At 70.4% G+C, this 15,946-nt stretch carries 12 protein-coding genes; 9 read left to right on the forward strand and 3 right to left on the reverse strand.

Going from position 1 to position 15,946, the window contains the following annotated elements:
• The first annotated feature begins 97 nt into the window (after positions 1-97).
• A complete protein-coding gene (locus tag QM708_RS07390) occupies positions 98-703 on the forward strand; it encodes a CueP family metal-binding protein (protein ID WP_415106116.1) in 606 nt (201 codons plus the stop codon).
• Here QM708_RS07390 and QM708_RS07395 read toward each other — a convergent pair.
• Positions 690-1,562, reverse strand: coding sequence for a LysR family transcriptional regulator (locus QM708_RS07395; protein ID WP_415106119.1), 873 nt, complete (start codon positions 1,560-1,562; stop codon positions 690-692). The two genes, QM708_RS07390 and QM708_RS07395, sit on opposite strands and share 14 nt — an antisense overlap.
• A gap of 75 nt (positions 1,563-1,637) precedes the next feature.
• On the opposite strand from QM708_RS07395, the gene QM708_RS07400 reads away from it, so the two are divergent.
• Complete coding sequence (locus QM708_RS07400; RefSeq protein ID WP_415106122.1) at positions 1,638-2,555, forward strand: EamA family transporter; 918 nt, start codon at positions 1,638-1,640, stop codon at positions 2,553-2,555.
• A 142-nt stretch (positions 2,556-2,697) separates the two neighbouring features.
• Here the strand turns inward: QM708_RS07400 and QM708_RS07405 are convergent, their stop codons facing one another.
• A complete protein-coding gene (locus tag QM708_RS07405) occupies positions 2,698-8,241 on the reverse strand; it encodes a carboxyl transferase domain-containing protein (RefSeq protein WP_415106125.1) in 5,544 nt (1,847 codons plus the stop codon).
• 207 nt (positions 8,242-8,448) lie between these two features.
• Positions 8,449-9,657 (reverse strand): YibE/F family protein, encoded by a 1,209-nt coding sequence (locus tag QM708_RS07410; RefSeq protein ID WP_415106128.1) that lies wholly within the window; start codon positions 9,655-9,657, stop codon positions 8,449-8,451.
• On the opposite strand from QM708_RS07410, the gene QM708_RS07415 reads away from it, so the two are divergent.
• From QM708_RS07415 to QM708_RS07445, 7 genes are all read left to right on the forward strand, one after another.
• Positions 9,656-9,919, forward strand: a complete 264-nt coding sequence (locus QM708_RS07415) for a hypothetical protein (protein WP_415106131.1) — start codon at positions 9,656-9,658, stop codon at positions 9,917-9,919. The two genes, QM708_RS07410 and QM708_RS07415, sit on opposite strands and share 2 nt — an antisense overlap.
• 117 nt (positions 9,920-10,036) lie before the next feature.
• Entirely contained in the window at positions 10,037-10,720 is a 684-nt protein-coding gene (locus QM708_RS07420) for a sensor histidine kinase (RefSeq protein ID WP_415106134.1), read from the forward strand.
• The gene (locus QM708_RS07425) at positions 10,717-11,397 is read left to right on the forward strand and encodes a response regulator (RefSeq protein WP_415106137.1); all 681 of its coding nucleotides are present in this window, start codon (positions 10,717-10,719) and stop codon (positions 11,395-11,397) included. The genes QM708_RS07420 and QM708_RS07425 overlap by 4 nt, the downstream gene beginning before the upstream one ends.
• A gap of 174 nt (positions 11,398-11,571) precedes the next feature.
• Complete coding sequence (gene nrfH / locus QM708_RS07430; protein WP_415106140.1) at positions 11,572-12,066, forward strand: cytochrome c nitrite reductase small subunit; 495 nt, start codon at positions 11,572-11,574, stop codon at positions 12,064-12,066.
• 6 nt (positions 12,067-12,072) lie between these two features.
• Positions 12,073-13,521: an ammonia-forming cytochrome c nitrite reductase subunit c552 gene (locus QM708_RS07435; protein WP_415106143.1), complete on the forward strand. Its 1,449-nt coding sequence runs from the start codon at positions 12,073-12,075 to the stop codon at positions 13,519-13,521.
• A 205-nt stretch (positions 13,522-13,726) separates the two neighbouring features.
• A complete protein-coding gene (locus QM708_RS07440) occupies positions 13,727-14,476 on the forward strand; it encodes a tetratricopeptide repeat protein (RefSeq protein WP_415106146.1) in 750 nt (249 codons plus the stop codon).
• A gap of 10 nt (positions 14,477-14,486) precedes the next feature.
• Positions 14,487-15,944, forward strand: coding sequence for a cytochrome c biogenesis protein ResB (locus QM708_RS07445; RefSeq protein WP_415106149.1), 1,458 nt, complete (start codon positions 14,487-14,489; stop codon positions 15,942-15,944).
• Positions 15,945-15,946 lie beyond the last annotated feature (2 nt).

A 15,946-nucleotide genomic window follows, 5' to 3' on the forward strand; every position in this document is an offset into this window, starting at 1 on the left:
CCGGCCCGGAGTGCGATCGCAGCGCGAGACCAGACAGGTTTGAACGGGCATGACATACTACGGAACGTAGTTGTCGATACCCTCCAGGAGTATTCCCATGCGTCGCACCCCCCTTGCCGCTCTCGCCGCCGCAGCCCTGATCGCGGTGGCGGGATGTACCCCGGCGCCGCAGCAGACCCCGCAAGCACCGGCCGCGTCACAGCCGGCGGACCAGGCGACGGCGGCCGCCGCCATGCTGGCCAAGCTCGGCCTCGAGAACCTCACCCCGCGGCAGATCGTCGAGAAGCTCGACCAGGACACCACCCCGCGCCCGCTGCAGATGAAGGCGTCCGTACGCCCCGATCACCTGCTGATCGGCGACGGCACCACCGAGGCCGCCCTGCCCATCGAAGGCGACAACTCCTTCTACCTGTCGATCGCGCCGTTCGTGAACCGCACCCACGAGTGCCACTTCCACAGCCTGGCCACCTGCCAGGGCGAGCTGGTGAGCAAGCCCGTGCACGTGCTGATCAAGGACGCCTCCGGCAAGGTCCTCATCGACCAGGACGCCACCACCTACACCAACGGCTTCGTCGCCTTCTGGCTGCCGCAGGGCATCACCGGAACGGTCACGGTCGAGTCCGACGGCAAGTCGGGAACGGTCCCGTTCTCGTCGCAGGCCAACGACGACGCCACCTGCCTGACCACGCTCAAGCTCGCCTGATCCGCTCGGCGTAGAGACCGGTCACCGCGTCGATGAGCGGCGCCAACCCGACCGGGGGCGCATCGCGCCACCAGACCAGCCGCACCGGGATGCGCGGGCCGTCCTTGACCGGCCGGTAGCTGATCCCGAGGCGGGAATGGTGGTCGGCGGTGGCCGCGGCGGTCGTGCCGACGCCGCGTCCGGCGGCGATGGCGTCGAGCCAGCCGTCCACGTCGCTGGACTCCACGAACCGGGGCACCCGGCCCGAACTACGCCAGAGGTCTTCGGTGGTGTTGCCGACTCGCGGGTCGATCACCACGGTGCGTTCGGCGATCTCGGCCATGCCGATCTGGCGGCGGCGGGCCCACTGCGCGTCGTCGGCGGGGAAGGCAACCAGCCGTCGCTCTAGCCCGACGATCGCGGACTCGAACCGGCGCTCGTCGACGGGCCTGCGCACGATCGCGACGTCACACAACCCTTCAGCCAGGCCCGCGGTCGGCGAGTTGTGCCGGACGAGTTCCAGCTCGATCGCCTCATGCTCGCGCGCCCACACCCGTTGCAGCGGGATCGTGTGCCGGCCGAGCGCCGCCCACGCGTAGCCGAGCCGGAGCCGGCCGTGCCGCGTCCGCAGGAACCGCTCGAAACCGTCGGCCTCCGCGAGCAGCCGCCGGGCATGCGGCAGCACCTGCTGCCCCAGACCGGTCGGTTCGCAGCCGCGCGGAATCCGGCGCAGCAGCCGGTCGCCGACCGTTCGTTCCAGGCCGGCGATGGTGCGCGACACGGACGCCTGCGACACCCCCAGTTCGAGCGCGGCGTCGGTGAACGATCCGGTCTCCGCGGCGACGACGAACACCCTCAGCTCACGCAGCGTCCAATCCATAATCAAACCGTATGGCAAAGACGAAATATGCACTAGGTGAAAGGCAACACGCGCTCCTACCGTGACCTCGTGGGAATGAACCAGACAGGGGCGCACGGCGACGGGCGCGGCGGCACGACCGGACGCCGTGCGGCCGGGATCGTCATGATGCTGGCCAGTTCGGCGTCCAACCAGGCGGGCGCGGCGATCGGGGCGATGGCGTTTCCCGCGATCGGACCGGTGGGAGTCGTGGCGGTGCGGCAGTTCGCCACCGCGCTGGCCCTCGTCCCGTCCGTGCGCCCGCGCGTGCGCGGGCTGCGGCGGGATCAGTGGCTGCCGGTACTCGGGCTGGCCGCCGTGTTCAGCGTGATGAACCTGACCCTCTATATGGCGGTCGAGCGCATCGGGCTCGGGCTCGCGGTCACGCTGGAGTTCCTCGGCCCACTGACGGTCGCCATCGCCGGGTCGCGCCGCGCGATCGATGCGGTGTGCGCGATCCTGGCCGGCGCCGGCGTCCTGGTGCTGACCAATCCGGGACCGGCCACCGATCTGCCCGGCATCGCGCTCGCGCTGACGGCCGCGGTGGCGTGGGGCTGCTACATCCTGCTCAACCGGATCCTCGGCGTGCGCCTGCCGGGACTGCACGGAACCGCGCTGGCCAGCGCGGTCACCGCGGTGCTCTGGCTGCCGGTCGCCGTGGTCTGGTTCGCGACCCATCCGCCGACGGCGACGGCGCTGCTGCTCGCGGCCGCCTGCGGGCTGCTGTCCTCGATCGTCCCCTACGTCGCCGACCTGCTCGCGCTGCGCCGCGTCCCCGCCGCCATGTTCGGCATCTTTACCAGCATCAACCCGGCCTGGGCCGCGCTGGCGGGGTGGCTCCTCCTGCACCAGGCGCTCGGCGCCCACGAGTGGCTCGGCATCGCGATGATCGTGGTGAGCAGCCTCACCGTCTCCCTGCGGGGCATATCGTCGGCAAGGGCCAGGACCAAGAAATGGTCGTTCTCAGAGCGCTGATCAGCGCTCCCGAGGGGTTGGGCCACGGTGTGGTCGTTATCATCGAGAGCTTGATGCCTTATAACGACCACAGCGTGGCCCAAGCCGCCTCAGGCGTCGCCGACCCCTCTGAAAACGACTTTTTCTTGGTCCTAGCCGCTGGTCAGGCCTGGTAGGCCTCGATCGTCGCGATGATCGCGGGCCGCAGCTCGGCGGGGCTGATCACCCGGTCGACCGAACCGACCCGCACCGCGCGGTGGATGTCGTGCACGCCGTCGAACTCGGCGGCGACCTCGGAGATCTTCTCGGCCCGCACGCCGGCCCGCACATCGGCCAACTCCAGCTGCAGCGCGGCCCGGTCAGCCGCCGAGGCCGAGCGCAGCCGCTCCTCGACCTCGACGACCCGCGGGTCGGCGGAGGTCCGCTTGCCCACGTCGCCGGCGAACACGACCGCCGCGGCGGGCGCGCCGCCGATCACCGAGGCGTAGGAGCCTTCGATCGCCAGCACCGTCATGTTCTCGTTGAGGGTCTTGCTGAACACCACGAACGCACCGCCGTGGTAGCGCGAGATCACCACGAACACGATCGGTCCGACGAAGTTCACGATCGCCCGGCCGATCTCGGCGCCGTATTCGAGCTGCAGGTTGCGCATCGATTCGGGCGAGCCGTCGAATCCGGACAGGTTCGCCAGCACCACCAGGGGCCGGTTGCCCGAGGCCGCGTTGATCGCCCGCGCCACCTTCTTGCTCGACCGCGGGAACAGGGTTCCGGCGGTGAACGTGTCGGGGCCGTCGGTGGGAGGGAACCCGGCGCGCGGCACCGGCTTGGACTCCACCCCGAGCACGCAGGCCGAGTAGCCGCCGACGCGGGCGTCCATCACCACCGCGGTCTCGGCCTCGGCCATGCCCGCCCAGCGCTCGACGCGCGGGTGGTCGGCGTCGCAGACCGACGCGATCACGGTGCGGATGTCGAAGGCCTTCTTGCGGTCCGGGTTGTGCAGCGGCGAGAAGATCTGCCCGACCGTGCTGAAATCGGAGCCCTCCACCGTATGCGGGTAGTCCGACACGTCGCGGTCGACCGGGTCGGTGGTGGCCGCCCGGCGCGGCCCGGACTCGCCCGGCGCCACATAGGTGTGCTCGTAGTGCGCCATCAGGACGCCAAGCGCCGCCGCCAGGTTGGGCGCCCAGTACTGCGCTTGCCCGTTGGGTCCCATCACCCGGTCGTAGCCGCCGATGCCGAAGTTGTCCTCGGCGGAGACGCCACCGGAGAAGTCGAGCGACTGCTTGCCGGTCAGCACCATCGCCGAATCGGGCGTCATCACCAGGATGCCCTTGGTGTGCATCAGCATGGTCGCCTCGGCGTTCCAGTACGGCTGGGCGCCGACGTTGATGCCGGCCACCACCACGTTGATCTCGCCGCCGGCCTGGGTGAACTCGATGATCCGCCGCAGCGCGGCACCCACCCAGTCCATGTTCTCGGTGCCGGATTCCATCGAGATCCGCGCACCAGAAGACAGCGTGAACCATTCCAGCGGGACGCCCAAGGATTCGGCCAGGTCGATGGCCGCGATCACCCGCGCGCACTCGGGCTCGGCGACCGCGCCGAGGCCCTTGGTCGGGTCGCCGCACAGCACGATCCGGGTGATGCCCTCGGGGTAGAGCGGCGTCTTGGTGGTCACCTTGGCCGCGATGAGACCGGCCTTGTTCAGCCCCGGCGCCCGGTCCACCTCGACCAGTGCACCCGAGGCGTCCAGGTCGAGCTCGACGAGCGAACCGCCCGGGCCGGCCAGCGTGCCGGACAGTTCGTAGGGGTACACCAGGCCGCGGCGGCGGGCGCGCAGCACCTTGCCGGCGTAGTCGTCGAACGGCTTCAGCGGCTCGGTGGGCGGCGCGCTCACCGAGGCGGTCACCCCGGCGCCCGGCTGGGCGTGGAAGCGCACCGCCATCGGCACCAGCGCGCCGTCGCGGACGAACCGGCCCTGGCAGAGCACCTCTTCGATGCCGGCGCCGTCCGACAACGGCGTGATCTTGTGCTGCAGCCGGGCGATGTCGGCGAACTCAAGATCGACCTCGGGCCAGACATGCACCCAGACGTGGTTCGTGTCGAGCTTGCTGCCCGCCGCGCCCCGCCCGGACCGGGTCCGCCGGATCGCCTCGAGGCAGTTCTCGACGGCGCGCTCGGCGTGCGGCAGCCCGATCAGGTTGCCCTCGTCGTCGCGGACGGCGGCGAGCTGGCGCACTTGCGCCATCGCGACCAGGCGCCGGTCACCGGGATTGCTGCGGGCGACGCACTCATAGAGCACCACGTCCTCGGGGGCGGGCAGCCGGGTGACGTCGAACTCGCGCAGACGCCACAGGTCGAGCCGACGGCCCGACATCGGGTGCATGCCGCGCACCTTGACGTCCTCGACCGGCCCTTCGCCCTCGTTGCGGAAGGTGCGGTATTCGACGCTGCCGTCAGCCGCGCACGCGGCGACGGTGATCCGGTGCACGCCGTCCAGCCAGGCCCAGCCGTCGAGCAGGGCGAGCAGGTCGGAGCCGACCGTGGCCGGGTCGGGCGTCTCGGGCCAGCGCACGTACAGTTCGGCGACGACCACCTCCGACGCCGCCCGCGCGGCCACGGCGTCCGCGAGCACGGCCGCGACCGGGCCGTCGGGACGCAGCTCATCGACGCCGGCGATGGTCGACACGAATCGGCGGGGCTGGCCGTCGAGGCGGTAGCGCGCGGTCACGACGGGCCGCCCGGACGCCTCGGTGCGGTCCACGTCAGCGAGGTGGAAGTCGGCGTAGTACTTGCGCAGCAGCACCTCCAGCATCGGCTCGTACGCGCTGATACCCCGCCCGAGCCGGTCGGCCAGGACGTTCGCCGTCCATTCGGGGATCGCGGCCAGCGCGGCGACGCGGGGGGCGTAGTCGGACGCCGCCGGGTCGGCGGCCAGCGCGGCTACCTCGTCGCCGACACCGGCGAGCACCGAGGCGCGTTCGGCGTCCACCAAGGGCTGGTCGAACCAGCGGAAGCGCACCGAGCGGGCCAGGTCGCCAACAGCCGGGAAGCGCAGCTGGGTGGCGCGCACCAGGCGCTCCAGCTGAGCGCGGGCGGACGCCGCACGTTCGGCGTCCGGGGCGGGTTCGGTGATCCAGCGGTCGAGGACGCCGAGCACGATCGGCAGGTCGGAGGCGACCCGCTTCTGGGCGAGGAAGATCCGGAACACGGCCTGCTCGAGGGCAGGCGTCCGGTCGAGCGAGTCGACCCCGTAGTGGCGCAGGGCGCGGGTGAGCCGTTCGACGAACTGGGCGGGCAGGCCGGCGCGGTCGGCGTCCAGCGTGGTGAGGAAGCGGTGGAAGTGCTCGCGGTCGGAATGCACCCGCAGTTCGGTGTTGACCTGCTCGCCGATCGGCCGGTTGCGGCTCAGTTCGGCCAGGTCGGCGAACAGTTCGATCAGTTGGGTCTCGGGGCCGAGCACGTCGCCGCCGGCGGCCCGCACCTCGTCGCGGGCGGCCAGGTAGGCGCGCAGCACGGCGGGACCGGACTCGGTGTCGTAGCCCAGCAGGATCGCCGACAGAGTCGCGCGCAGCGCCTGCGCGCGCTCGGCGGCTCCTTGCGCGGCGGGCGCGGCCGGCAGTTCGACGGCCGCCTCAGCGGCACCGGTCACCTCGTCGTCACCGTCACCGAGCGGCTCCAGGCGGACCAGCGGCGCCATCGTCTCGACCTGGGAGCCGGTGATCACGTGCACCTCACGCACCCGCGCCGCGAAGGGCGCCCCGATCACGGTCTCCATCTTCATCGACTCCAGCACGATCACCGGCGCGCCGGCCTCGACCTCGTCGCCGACGGCGACCGGGGTGGCCACCACGAGCGCGGGCGCCGGCGAACGCAGCACGCCGCCCTCATCGCGGGAGACCCGATGGGTGACGCCCTCGATCTCGATGTGATGCACAGGGCCATGGGTCGCCGACACCACCCGGTAGCGGGTGCCGTTGACGACGACCCGGCCGTGCACGTCGTCGATGCGGATCATGTCGGCCTCGCAGGTGACGCCGTCGACGACGACCCGGTAGCGGTCGGGCCCGACGGCGAGCGCGGTGACCGCATGCACGGTGCCGCGCAGTTTGAGGTCGACCTGGATGCCGGACTTGTGCTGGGTTTGCGGACGCCCGCCGTGCGCGGTCTCGAGCAGCCGCTCCATTTCGAGCGCGGTGGTCTCTTCGTAGGCCTCGATGGCGGCCACCACCAGGGCGACCCCGGCGTGCGCGTCGGCGACCAGATCGCCCTCGGCGCGGGCGCGGTCGATCCAGCCCGTGTCGGCCCAGCCGACGCGCGCGGGCGCGGCATGGTCGTGCGCCTGGGGGGTCGGCGACCAGCGGTCCTGCTCCTCGCCGGCGTCCGGGCCGATCACCTCGTCGCGCTCCAGCAATTCCAGGATGAAGCTCTTGTTGGTGGTGCCGCCCTCGATGACGACGGTGGTCTCGGCCAGCGCGCGGCGCAGGCGGGCCAGCGCCACCGAGCGGCGGCGTCCGAAGGCGATGATCTTGGCGACCATCGAGTCGAAGTCGGCCGGGATCGTGTCGCCCTCGGCGAAGCCGGTGTCCACCCGGATGCCGGGGCCGGCTGGCAGATCGAGCCGGGCGATCCGGCCGGGGGCGGGGGCGAAATCGCGGTCGGCGTCCTCGGCATTCAGCCGCGCTTCGATGGCGTGGCCGTCCTCGGCGGGCCGCTGCGCGGGCAGCTTCTCGCCCGCCGCGATCCGGATCTGGGCCTTGACCAGGTCGAACCCGGTGGCTACCTCGGTGATCGGGTGCTCGACCTGCAGCCGGGTGTTCACCTCCAGGAAGGCGAACTCGGCCCGCTGCGGCTGGTACAGGAACTCGACGGTGGCCGCGCCCTGGTAGCCGACCATGCGCGCCAGCCGTTCGGCCGAACGGCACACCAGCGCGACCTGGCCGGGCGTGAGCAGCGGCGAGCGGGATTCCTCAATGACCTTCTGGTTGCGGCGCTGCACCGTGCAATCCCGGACGCCGAGCGCCCACGCCTGCTCGCCGTCGCTGATCAGCTGCACTTCGACGTGCCGGGCGCCGGTGACCAGCTTCTCCAGGAACAACACCCCCGAGCCGAAGGCGCGCAGCGCCTCGTCTGAGGTGCGCTGGAACGCCTCGCGCAGGTCGCCGGCGCTCTCGATCTTGCGGATGCCCCGGCCGCCGCCGCCCGCGGTGGCCTTGAGCATCAACGGGTAGCCGATCCGTTCGGCGGCCTCGATGGCGTCCTCGAGGGTGTCGACGCCGCCGTTCGACCAGGGCGCGACCGGGACGCCGGCGGACTCGGCGAGGATCTTGCTGCCGATCTTGTCGCCGAGCTGGCGCATCGCGTCGCCCGAGGGACCGATGAAGGTGATGCCGAGAGAGGCCATCAGGTCGGCGAAGGCCGGATCCTCGGCGACGAATCCCCAGCCCACCCACACGGCGTCCGCCTTCGCCTGCGTGAGCACGCGCGCCAGCAGGTCGTGGTTGAGGTAGGGCCGCTCGGACGCCGGCCCGAGCGGGTAGGCCTCGTCGGCCTCGCGCGCGAACATGGCCGAACGCTCGGCGTCGGTGTACAGCGCGATCACCGTGACCGGTTCGGCGCCTCGCCGTTCCGCGTTCAACTCGCGGACGGCGTGGATGAGCCGCATGGCGGCTTCACCGCGGTTGACGATGGCGATGCGCTTGAACATGGGACCTCCTGGCGCGAACGGACAGCCCTCGGGCGGAGAGCTGAGGACGAATGTCCCACCCCGGGACGCGTTCGCGCGACGTGACGCGCGGGTCTTGTGGGCACCGCGAGCGATTCAACCGCTCCAGGCCCAACGCCCTGCGCAAGACTTTGTGGAGACCCCACAAAGTGAAGACTCAACAGGGCTGCCCTCCACACCGGGCGCGAATCAGTGGGCGTGCACGGGGTCGGAGTCCGCGGGGCCACCGACGGTGAGGGCGGCAACGCCGGTGGTGAGCGGGACGCTGAGGATCAGGCCGATGCCGGTGCCGATGGTGCGGACGATCTCCTCGGCGAACTGTTCGGTGGACAGCAGCAACCCCAGCGGCTGCTCGTAGAACGCGAGCAGCACCAAGGTGGCGAGCGCGGCGCCGGCGTAGGCGAACACGATCGTGTAGATGGTGGACGCGATGTGGTCGCGTCCGATGCGCATGCCCGAGGTGAACAGGTCCCAGCGGGTCAGTTGGGGGCCGGCGGCGCGCAGTTCCCAGACCGCCGACGACTGGGTGATGGTGGTGTCGTTGAGGACGCCGAGGCCCGCGATCACCAGGCTGGCGGTGAGCAACGCGGTGAACGAGAGCCCTTCGCTCTGCGAGGCCAGCGCGATGCTCTCATCGCTGGACAAGCCGCTCAACCGGGCGGCCTGGACGCCGAGCGTGCCCAGTCCGGCGGTCACCAGCAGGCTCACCATGGTGCCCACGAACGCCGAGGTGGTGCGCATCGAGATGCCGTGGGCCAGGTAGAGCACCGCGAACATGATCGCCGAGCCGCCGGCCAAAGCGACGGCGAGTGCGGGGCGTCCGGTCGCGAGCGCGGGAAGCATGAAGCCGAAGAAGACCGCACCCGCCACGATCAGCCCGATCAGCGCCCGCACCCCCTTCCATCCGGCGACGGCGATGACGACGGCGACGAAGGCCAGCGCGAACCAGGCCAGCGGCGCCAACCGGTCGACGACGACGAGCGCGTAGACGCTCTGCCCGGGCGACCCCACGTCGGTCACCTGGACGCCGTCGCCGACGGTGACCCCGCTGAGCGCGGAGGTGCCGATCAACTCCACCGGCACGACCTTTCCGCTCTGCGCACCGGAGGTGAGTTCGACCGCGGCGACCAGGCAGGCGTGCTGCGGAGAGGTGATCATCGAGGGATCGACGCCCTCACATGGTTCGAGCGCGGTCACAACGCCACCGTCGATGGCCGCCACCGAGGCGGCCGGGCCCGACACCGACGCGCTCAGCGCCGGACGTTCGCCGGGCCACAGCGTCACCACGCCGACCACGGTCAGCACCGCCACCACCACCAGCAGCACGACGCTGGCGAGTCTCGCCAGGCGCGGGATCTCGATTCGGGCCGCCGGCCCATGGCTGTGTCCTGCTCCCATGCCTTCCATTGTGGGCCAACGCCGGGGGCGGGATCGCGCCGGGTGGGGCACCATGGACGCCATGGCCCGTTTCCTGGTGTCGTACCCGTGCGAGGACGCGTGCGGCGAGATCGAGACCGATCGGCGCGTCGAGGGGGCGCCGGTCTACCGCTGCCCGGGATGCGACTCGGAGTGGATCGAGGAGCATGAGCGCACCGACCCCGCACCGCCCGCCAAGCCGGCCGGCTCCGCCGAGGCGAGCGCCACCACCCCGGACGCCTGACCCAAACGCCCAGCCCGGGCACGGCGCGAACACCACACACCCAAACGCGAGCACCGTCGCGGAATCACTACTACACTGAGTCGGACTCAGTCTCCGCCCTCACACCCAAGGACAGGCATGAGCCTCGATGAGCGAATGCGCGCCGCCGCGCTGCTTGAGCGTGAGCGGATCGCCCGCGAACTGCACGACAGCCTCGCCCAGGTGCTCGGGGTGGCCCATCTGAGACTGCACGCCCTGGCGGCGCGGCCGTCGGTGCGCGCCGACGAACCCGCCCATCGCGAGGTGCTCGACCTGGCCGAGTTGTGCCACGAGGCGTACGCGGATGTCCGCGAGGCGATTCTCGCCCTGCGCGAGTCCACCAACCCCGACCGCACCCTGCTGGAGCACCTGCGCGCCTACGTCGCCACCTTCTCCCGCACCAGCGGCGTCCCCACCAGCCTGGTCGTCCACACCGGCGCCGAGCCCTGCCTGGCGCCTTGCGCGGAGATCCAGGTGGTCCGGATCATCCAGGAAGCGCTCACCAACGTGCGCAAGCACTCCGGCGCCTCCGGGGCCACGGTCACCGTGCGCGCCTTGCCTCACCAGGTCGAGTGCACCGTCGCCGACGACGGCGTCGGCTTCGAACCCGCGGACGCCCTCTCCGGCGATGGCTTCGGCCTGACGTCGATGCGTGAGCGTGCCGAGGCGGCCGGCGGGGGCCTGCACGTCGACTCGGCTCCGGGGCGCGGCACCCGGGTGACCGTACGCGTGCCCGGCCGCGGCGTCGCGGCGTCCGCACACCCTGCCGAGGCGACCGCATGACGGACGCCTTGCTGCCGCGTCCGGCACGCATCCTGATCGCCGACGATCTGCCGCTGTTCCGCCGCGCGATCGCGCATCTGCTCGACGAACAGCCCGACCTCGTCGTGGTCGGGCAGGCCGGCAATGGCATCGAGGCGATCGAACTGGCCCAGTCGCTGCAGCCCGACATCGTCCTGTTGGACGTCGAGATGCCGGTCATGGACGGGATCGCCGCAGCCCGCCGGCTGCGCGCACTGGTGCCGGACGCCCGCATCGTGATGCTCACCGTCTCCGAGCACGACGATCACCTGATGGAGGCCATCAAACTCGGCGCCCACGGCTACCTGCTGAAGGATCTGCACCCCGACGAGCTCTACGCCATGCTGCGCGCGGCGATGCGCGACGAGGCGCCGGTCTCCGCCGCCCTGGTCGGACGCCTGCTCACCGCGGTGCGCGATGCGGGCCGGACGCCGGCCGTGCCGAGCGCACCGGAGGGCGATCTGTCGCGCCGCGAACTGGAGGTGCTGCGCCTGGTCGCCGACGGGCTGTCCAACAAGGAGATCGGCGTCGTGTTGTCGATCACCGAGGGCACGGTGAAGAACCACGTGCACCATGCCCTGTCCAAGCTGGGGCTGGAGAACCGGATCCAGGCCGCCGCCTACATCGTCCGCCACGGGCTGGGGCTGCCGCGCAGCTGAGCCCGCCCCACGCCGGACGGCGGCGCGCAGCGGCGTCCGCCCACGGGGTGAGGGGCACTGTATCCATCGGCACGGGGTGTGCCGCTTTTCTACCTCCCGGCAGATATCGGCGCCGCAGCCACCACGACACTATGTAGGAGACAGGAGAGTTGCGCGCCGAGAGGAGGTTCCCGCATGGCCGGCCAGAAGTCCGCATCGTCGCTGTTCAGCCGCGTCAAGGGTGCCTTCATCATCGTCAGCGGCGGGCTGGTCGGCATCCTGTTCGGCATCGCCATCTTCACCTTCGGCTATGCCGGCGGGTGGGCCTACTTCGGCAACGATCCGGCCACCTGTAACCAGTGTCACGCGATGAACGAGCAGTACAACAGCTGGGCCAAGGGCAGCCACAAGGCCGTCGCCGGCTGCAACGACTGCCACTCACCCCACGACAACATCGTTCACAAGTACCTGAACAAGGCCGACAACGGGTTCTGGCACGCGGTGAAGTTCACCACGGGCGACTACCCGGAGAACATCAAGATCCGCGAGATGAACCGTGACATCGCACGCGAGAACTGCCTGCACTGTCACGCCGCCATCGTCTCCGACATCGAAGAACCGCGCATGACCACCCACAACAACCAGATCGACTGTCTCCAGTGTCACGCCGACGTGGGGCACATGAGGTGAGCACCTATGGCCAGTGAATCCAAGAAGAAGAACCGCCTGCTGCTCGCGGCCGCGTTCCTCGTGGCGGGCGCCCTCGTCACGGTGGGCATCGCTTCGCTGCTGATCTCGATCTTCGAGAAACGCGGCGAAGCCCAGAACCCGTACTTCCGGGTGACCGAGCTCACCGCGACCAGCTACGACCCCGCGACCTGGGGCCAGAACTTCCCGTTGCAGTACGAGGGGTGGCGCGCGACAGCGCAGATGGAGAACGACGACCAGCAGGTGCAGCAGCCCACCGACACCGATCCGCGCACCATCGTCGCGCACAGCAAGATCGAGCAGGACCCGAGGCTGGTCACCATGTGGCAGGGCTACGCCTTCTCGACCGACTACCGGCACCCGCGCGGTCACGCCTACATGCTGGAGGACCAGCGGCTCACCAAGCGCGTCACCAGCCCGCAGTTCAAGCAGCCGGGCGCCTGCCTCAACTGCCATGCCTCCACCGTCGAGGTGATGGACACCCTCGGCAACGGCGACCAGACGGCCGGCTGGCACGCGATGAACAAGATGAGCTACCAGGAGGCCACCCAGCTGGCCAAGCACCCGGTGGCCTGCATCGACTGCCACGATCCGAAGACGATGGCGCTGCGCGTCACCCGCCCGGCGTTCGAGATCGGCATCGCCGCGTACAAGGCGGGCCAGGGCATCAAGGACTACGACGTCAACACGATGGCCACCGCGCAGGAGATGCGTTCCTACGTGTGTGCCCAGTGCCACGTCGAGTACTACTTCGCCGGCGACGACAAGACCCTCACCTTCCCGTGGAAGCACGGCCTGACCGCCGACGATGCCCTGAAGTACTACGACGAGATCGGCTGGACCGACTTCACCCACAAGCTCACCGGCGGCAAAGCGGTCAAGGCCCAGCACCCCGACTTCGAGACCTGGGCGCAAGGCGTCCATGCCTCCTCGGGCGTGACCTGCGCCGACTGCCACATGCCGTACAAGCGCGAGGGCGCCGCGAAGGTCAGCGATCACCAGATCGCCAGCCCGATGCGCAGCGACGAGACGATCAACGCCTCCTGCCTGACCTGCCACAACACCTCTGAGCAGGAGATGCGCGAGCGCGTCACCAAGATCCACGACACCTACGAGCACACCAAGGACGTCGCCTTCGACGCCCTGACCGCGCTCATCTACGACATCGAGGCGGCCACGAAGGACGGCACGCCGGCCGACCGCCTCGACGCCGCCCGCGGCTACCAGCGCAAGGCGCAGTTCTTCCTGGACTACGTGGTCAGCGAGAACAGCCGTGGCTTCCACGCACCGGCCTACACCAACCGGTTGCTCAACGATGTGACCGACGCCTCCCGTCGCGGCCAGATGGCGCTGCGCGGCGTCAATTACGAACCGGCTGGCCCGCCGGCGCAAGCACCGCAGGGCCAGCCCACCATGGCACCGGACAAGCGGACCTAGGGGTCGAAGTCCGGCGGACGGACGGGGAGCGAGGAAGGGTGACCTCGCTCCCCGTTCCTTTTGCCGCCGCTGTGCCGTTGGATACACCGCGGCCGCGGCGCCTCTACCGAAAGCATGACCCGCGACGGATGGCCTACGACAGAGCGTAGGAGAACAATGACGAGGGTGGGTAGGGCTATCACCCGGCCCCCCACGAGGAGCAACGATGACTCGCGCCCACGACGACGACGGCACCTACGCCGACGTCGAGGCATTGGACGGTACTCCCGCCGAGCCCAGGCCCACCACGTCCGCCGCCCCGGCGGCCTCACCGGCCGGCAAGGCGTCCACGACGCCCAGGCGGCGGCGTCCGCGCACGCTGTTCGTGCTGGTGGCGCTCGCCTTCGGGATCGGCATCATCTTCTCGGTCTGGCAGATGGGTCAGCCGTCCAGTGCGGCGCTGCCACCGGGGCACCCGTCGCTGGAGGGCATGACGCAGCCCACCGCCACCGCACGCCCGCTCGATGAGGCGTCCGTCGCGGCCTGGAAGGCGAAAGTCGAACAGAACCCGAAGGACGCCGAGAGTCTGCGTGCGATCGCCCATGAGTACTACCGGGTCGGCGAGTACGCCGAGTCGGCGCGCTGGCAGGCCAAGCTCGTCGAGCTGAACCCCGACGACGTCGACAACCTGCTGATTCTGGGCGTTGCGCTCTACTCCGGCTCCGACTTCGCCGAGGCCGAGAAGGTGTGGCTGAAGACGGCCGTGCTCGCACCGACCAGCGCCGAGCCCTGGTACAACCTCGGCTTCCTCTACCTGAGTCTCGACCCGCCCGACGATCAGCGGGCCGAAGCCGCCTGGCAGCGGGTGATCGACATCGATCCCAGCTCGGACATGGCGATCACGGTCGGCAAGCACCTGTCCGCGCTGGACTCCGGGGTTCCGGGCAGCACGCCGTCGCCCACCCCGAGCCGCTGAAAGGGACGCCATGAGCCTCGACATGCAGCCGCAGACTCCCCCGGCGGACGCCCCCGAGCCACGGCCGGGCCACGACCAGCACGACATCGGCGTCGCGGAGCTGCTGCACCGCATCTACGCGCTGTTCTACAACAAGCGTTTCGGGCTGTTCCTGATCCTCGCGATGACCCTGCTGACCATGCTCGGCGTCCTGTTCCCCCAGGCTCCTGGCGGGGTCGCCGAGAACCCCGACTACATGGCCACCTGGCTGGAGGACCTGCGCCCGCGCTACGGCGGCTGGACGAGCATGCTCGCGGTACTGGGGATCTTCACCATGTTCGGCTCGATTCCGTTCAAGGCGGTCACCATCGCGCTGGCGCTCAGCATCATCGCCTGCACCACGCACCGGACGCCCACCCTGTACGCCCAGGCGATGAAGCCGCACGTGCACGTCCGCCCCACCTTCTTCGACCACGCCCGGGTCAACGCCTCCGCCCTCCTCGAAGCGGACGCCGGCACCGCCGCCGCCGCGGTGAAGTCGGCGCTGCTCCGCGCGCGGTACCGGGTGATCGCGGACGCCGACGGCGTCCCCCGTTATGCCGACAAGAACCGGTTCGCCCCCGGCGGCACGCTGATCGCACACACCGCCTTCGTGGTCATCCTGATCGGCGTATTCGTCACCTCCACGTTCGGGTTCCGCTACGACGACCTGACCGTGCCGGTCGGCAAGCGCGTCGAGGTGGGCCGTGGCACGAACCTGGCCGTCGAGGCGGTCGCGTTCAGCGACTCCTACAACCCCGACGGTTCGCCGTCCGATTACGTCAGCGAACTCGCGTTGTACAGCGAGGGGCAACTCGTCGCCCAGCAGACCGTCCGGGTGAACGCCCCGCTGCGCTGGAACGGCTGGTCGCTCAACCAGGCCTTCTTCGGGATCGCCGCCGACCTGTCCGTCCGCGACGCCGCGGGCGCCGCGGTGCTCGACAACGCGATCGCCCTGCAGTACCAAACCAGTGACAAGCGCTACTCCTACGGCAAGACCGAACTGGCCGACGGCACGCAGATCTACCTGATGACCCCCGCGTCCGGGCAGGTCGCCGCCGACATCCCCGCCGGCAAGGCGCGCGTCGAGGTCTACCCGCCCGGCGCCGAGACACCCTCGTTCGCCGCACTGCTCGCCCCGGGAGAGCCGGTCACCGGCGGCGGTTTCGAGCTCACCTTCGAGCGCGAGCGCCAGTTCACCGGCCTGATGCTCAGCCGCGATCCAGGTGCGGTGTGGGTGTGGGTGGGCAGCGCGCTGCTGGCCATCGGCACGTGCTGGACGATGTTCCTGCGGCACCACCGCCTGTGGATCCGCCTGGAGCCCGCCGGCTCCGGCACCCGCGTCACCCTGGCCTCGCCCGACCGCCACGACGTCACCTTCGAGCGCTCCGTGCACGCGCTCGTCGCGTCCCTGCCCCACACCGCCTCCGCGCCCGCGAAGAAGAGGTAATC

Source organism: Propioniciclava sp. (assembly GCF_047602245.1).
Classification (GTDB): Bacteria; Actinomycetota; Actinomycetes; order Propionibacteriales; family Propionibacteriaceae; genus Propioniciclava.

Bases quoted from the DNA above. Each gene is read 5' to 3' on its own strand.
- QM708_RS07390 (WP_415106116.1), top strand. From the start codon at position 98: ATGCGTCGCACCCCCCTTGCCGCTCTCGCCGCCGCAGCCCTGATCGCG.
- QM708_RS07395 (WP_415106119.1), bottom strand. From the start codon at position 1,562: ATGGATTGGACGCTGCGTGAGCTGAGGGTGTTCGTCGTCGCCGCGGAG.
- QM708_RS07400 (WP_415106122.1), top strand. From the start codon at position 1,638: ATGAACCAGACAGGGGCGCACGGCGACGGGCGCGGCGGCACGACCGGA.
- QM708_RS07405 (WP_415106125.1), bottom strand. From the start codon at position 8,241: ATGTTCAAGCGCATCGCCATCGTCAACCGCGGTGAAGCCGCCATGCGG.
- QM708_RS07415 (WP_415106131.1), top strand. From the start codon at position 9,656: ATGCCTTCCATTGTGGGCCAACGCCGGGGGCGGGATCGCGCCGGGTGG.
- QM708_RS07410 (WP_415106128.1), bottom strand. From the start codon at position 9,657: ATGGGAGCAGGACACAGCCATGGGCCGGCGGCCCGAATCGAGATCCCG.
- QM708_RS07420 (WP_415106134.1), top strand. From the start codon at position 10,037: ATGAGCCTCGATGAGCGAATGCGCGCCGCCGCGCTGCTTGAGCGTGAG.
- QM708_RS07425 (WP_415106137.1), top strand. From the start codon at position 10,717: ATGACGGACGCCTTGCTGCCGCGTCCGGCACGCATCCTGATCGCCGAC.
- nrfH (WP_415106140.1), top strand. From the start codon at position 11,572: ATGGCCGGCCAGAAGTCCGCATCGTCGCTGTTCAGCCGCGTCAAGGGT.
- QM708_RS07435 (WP_415106143.1), top strand. From the start codon at position 12,073: ATGGCCAGTGAATCCAAGAAGAAGAACCGCCTGCTGCTCGCGGCCGCG.
- QM708_RS07440 (WP_415106146.1), top strand. From the start codon at position 13,727: ATGACTCGCGCCCACGACGACGACGGCACCTACGCCGACGTCGAGGCA.
- QM708_RS07445 (WP_415106149.1), top strand. From the start codon at position 14,487: ATGAGCCTCGACATGCAGCCGCAGACTCCCCCGGCGGACGCCCCCGAG.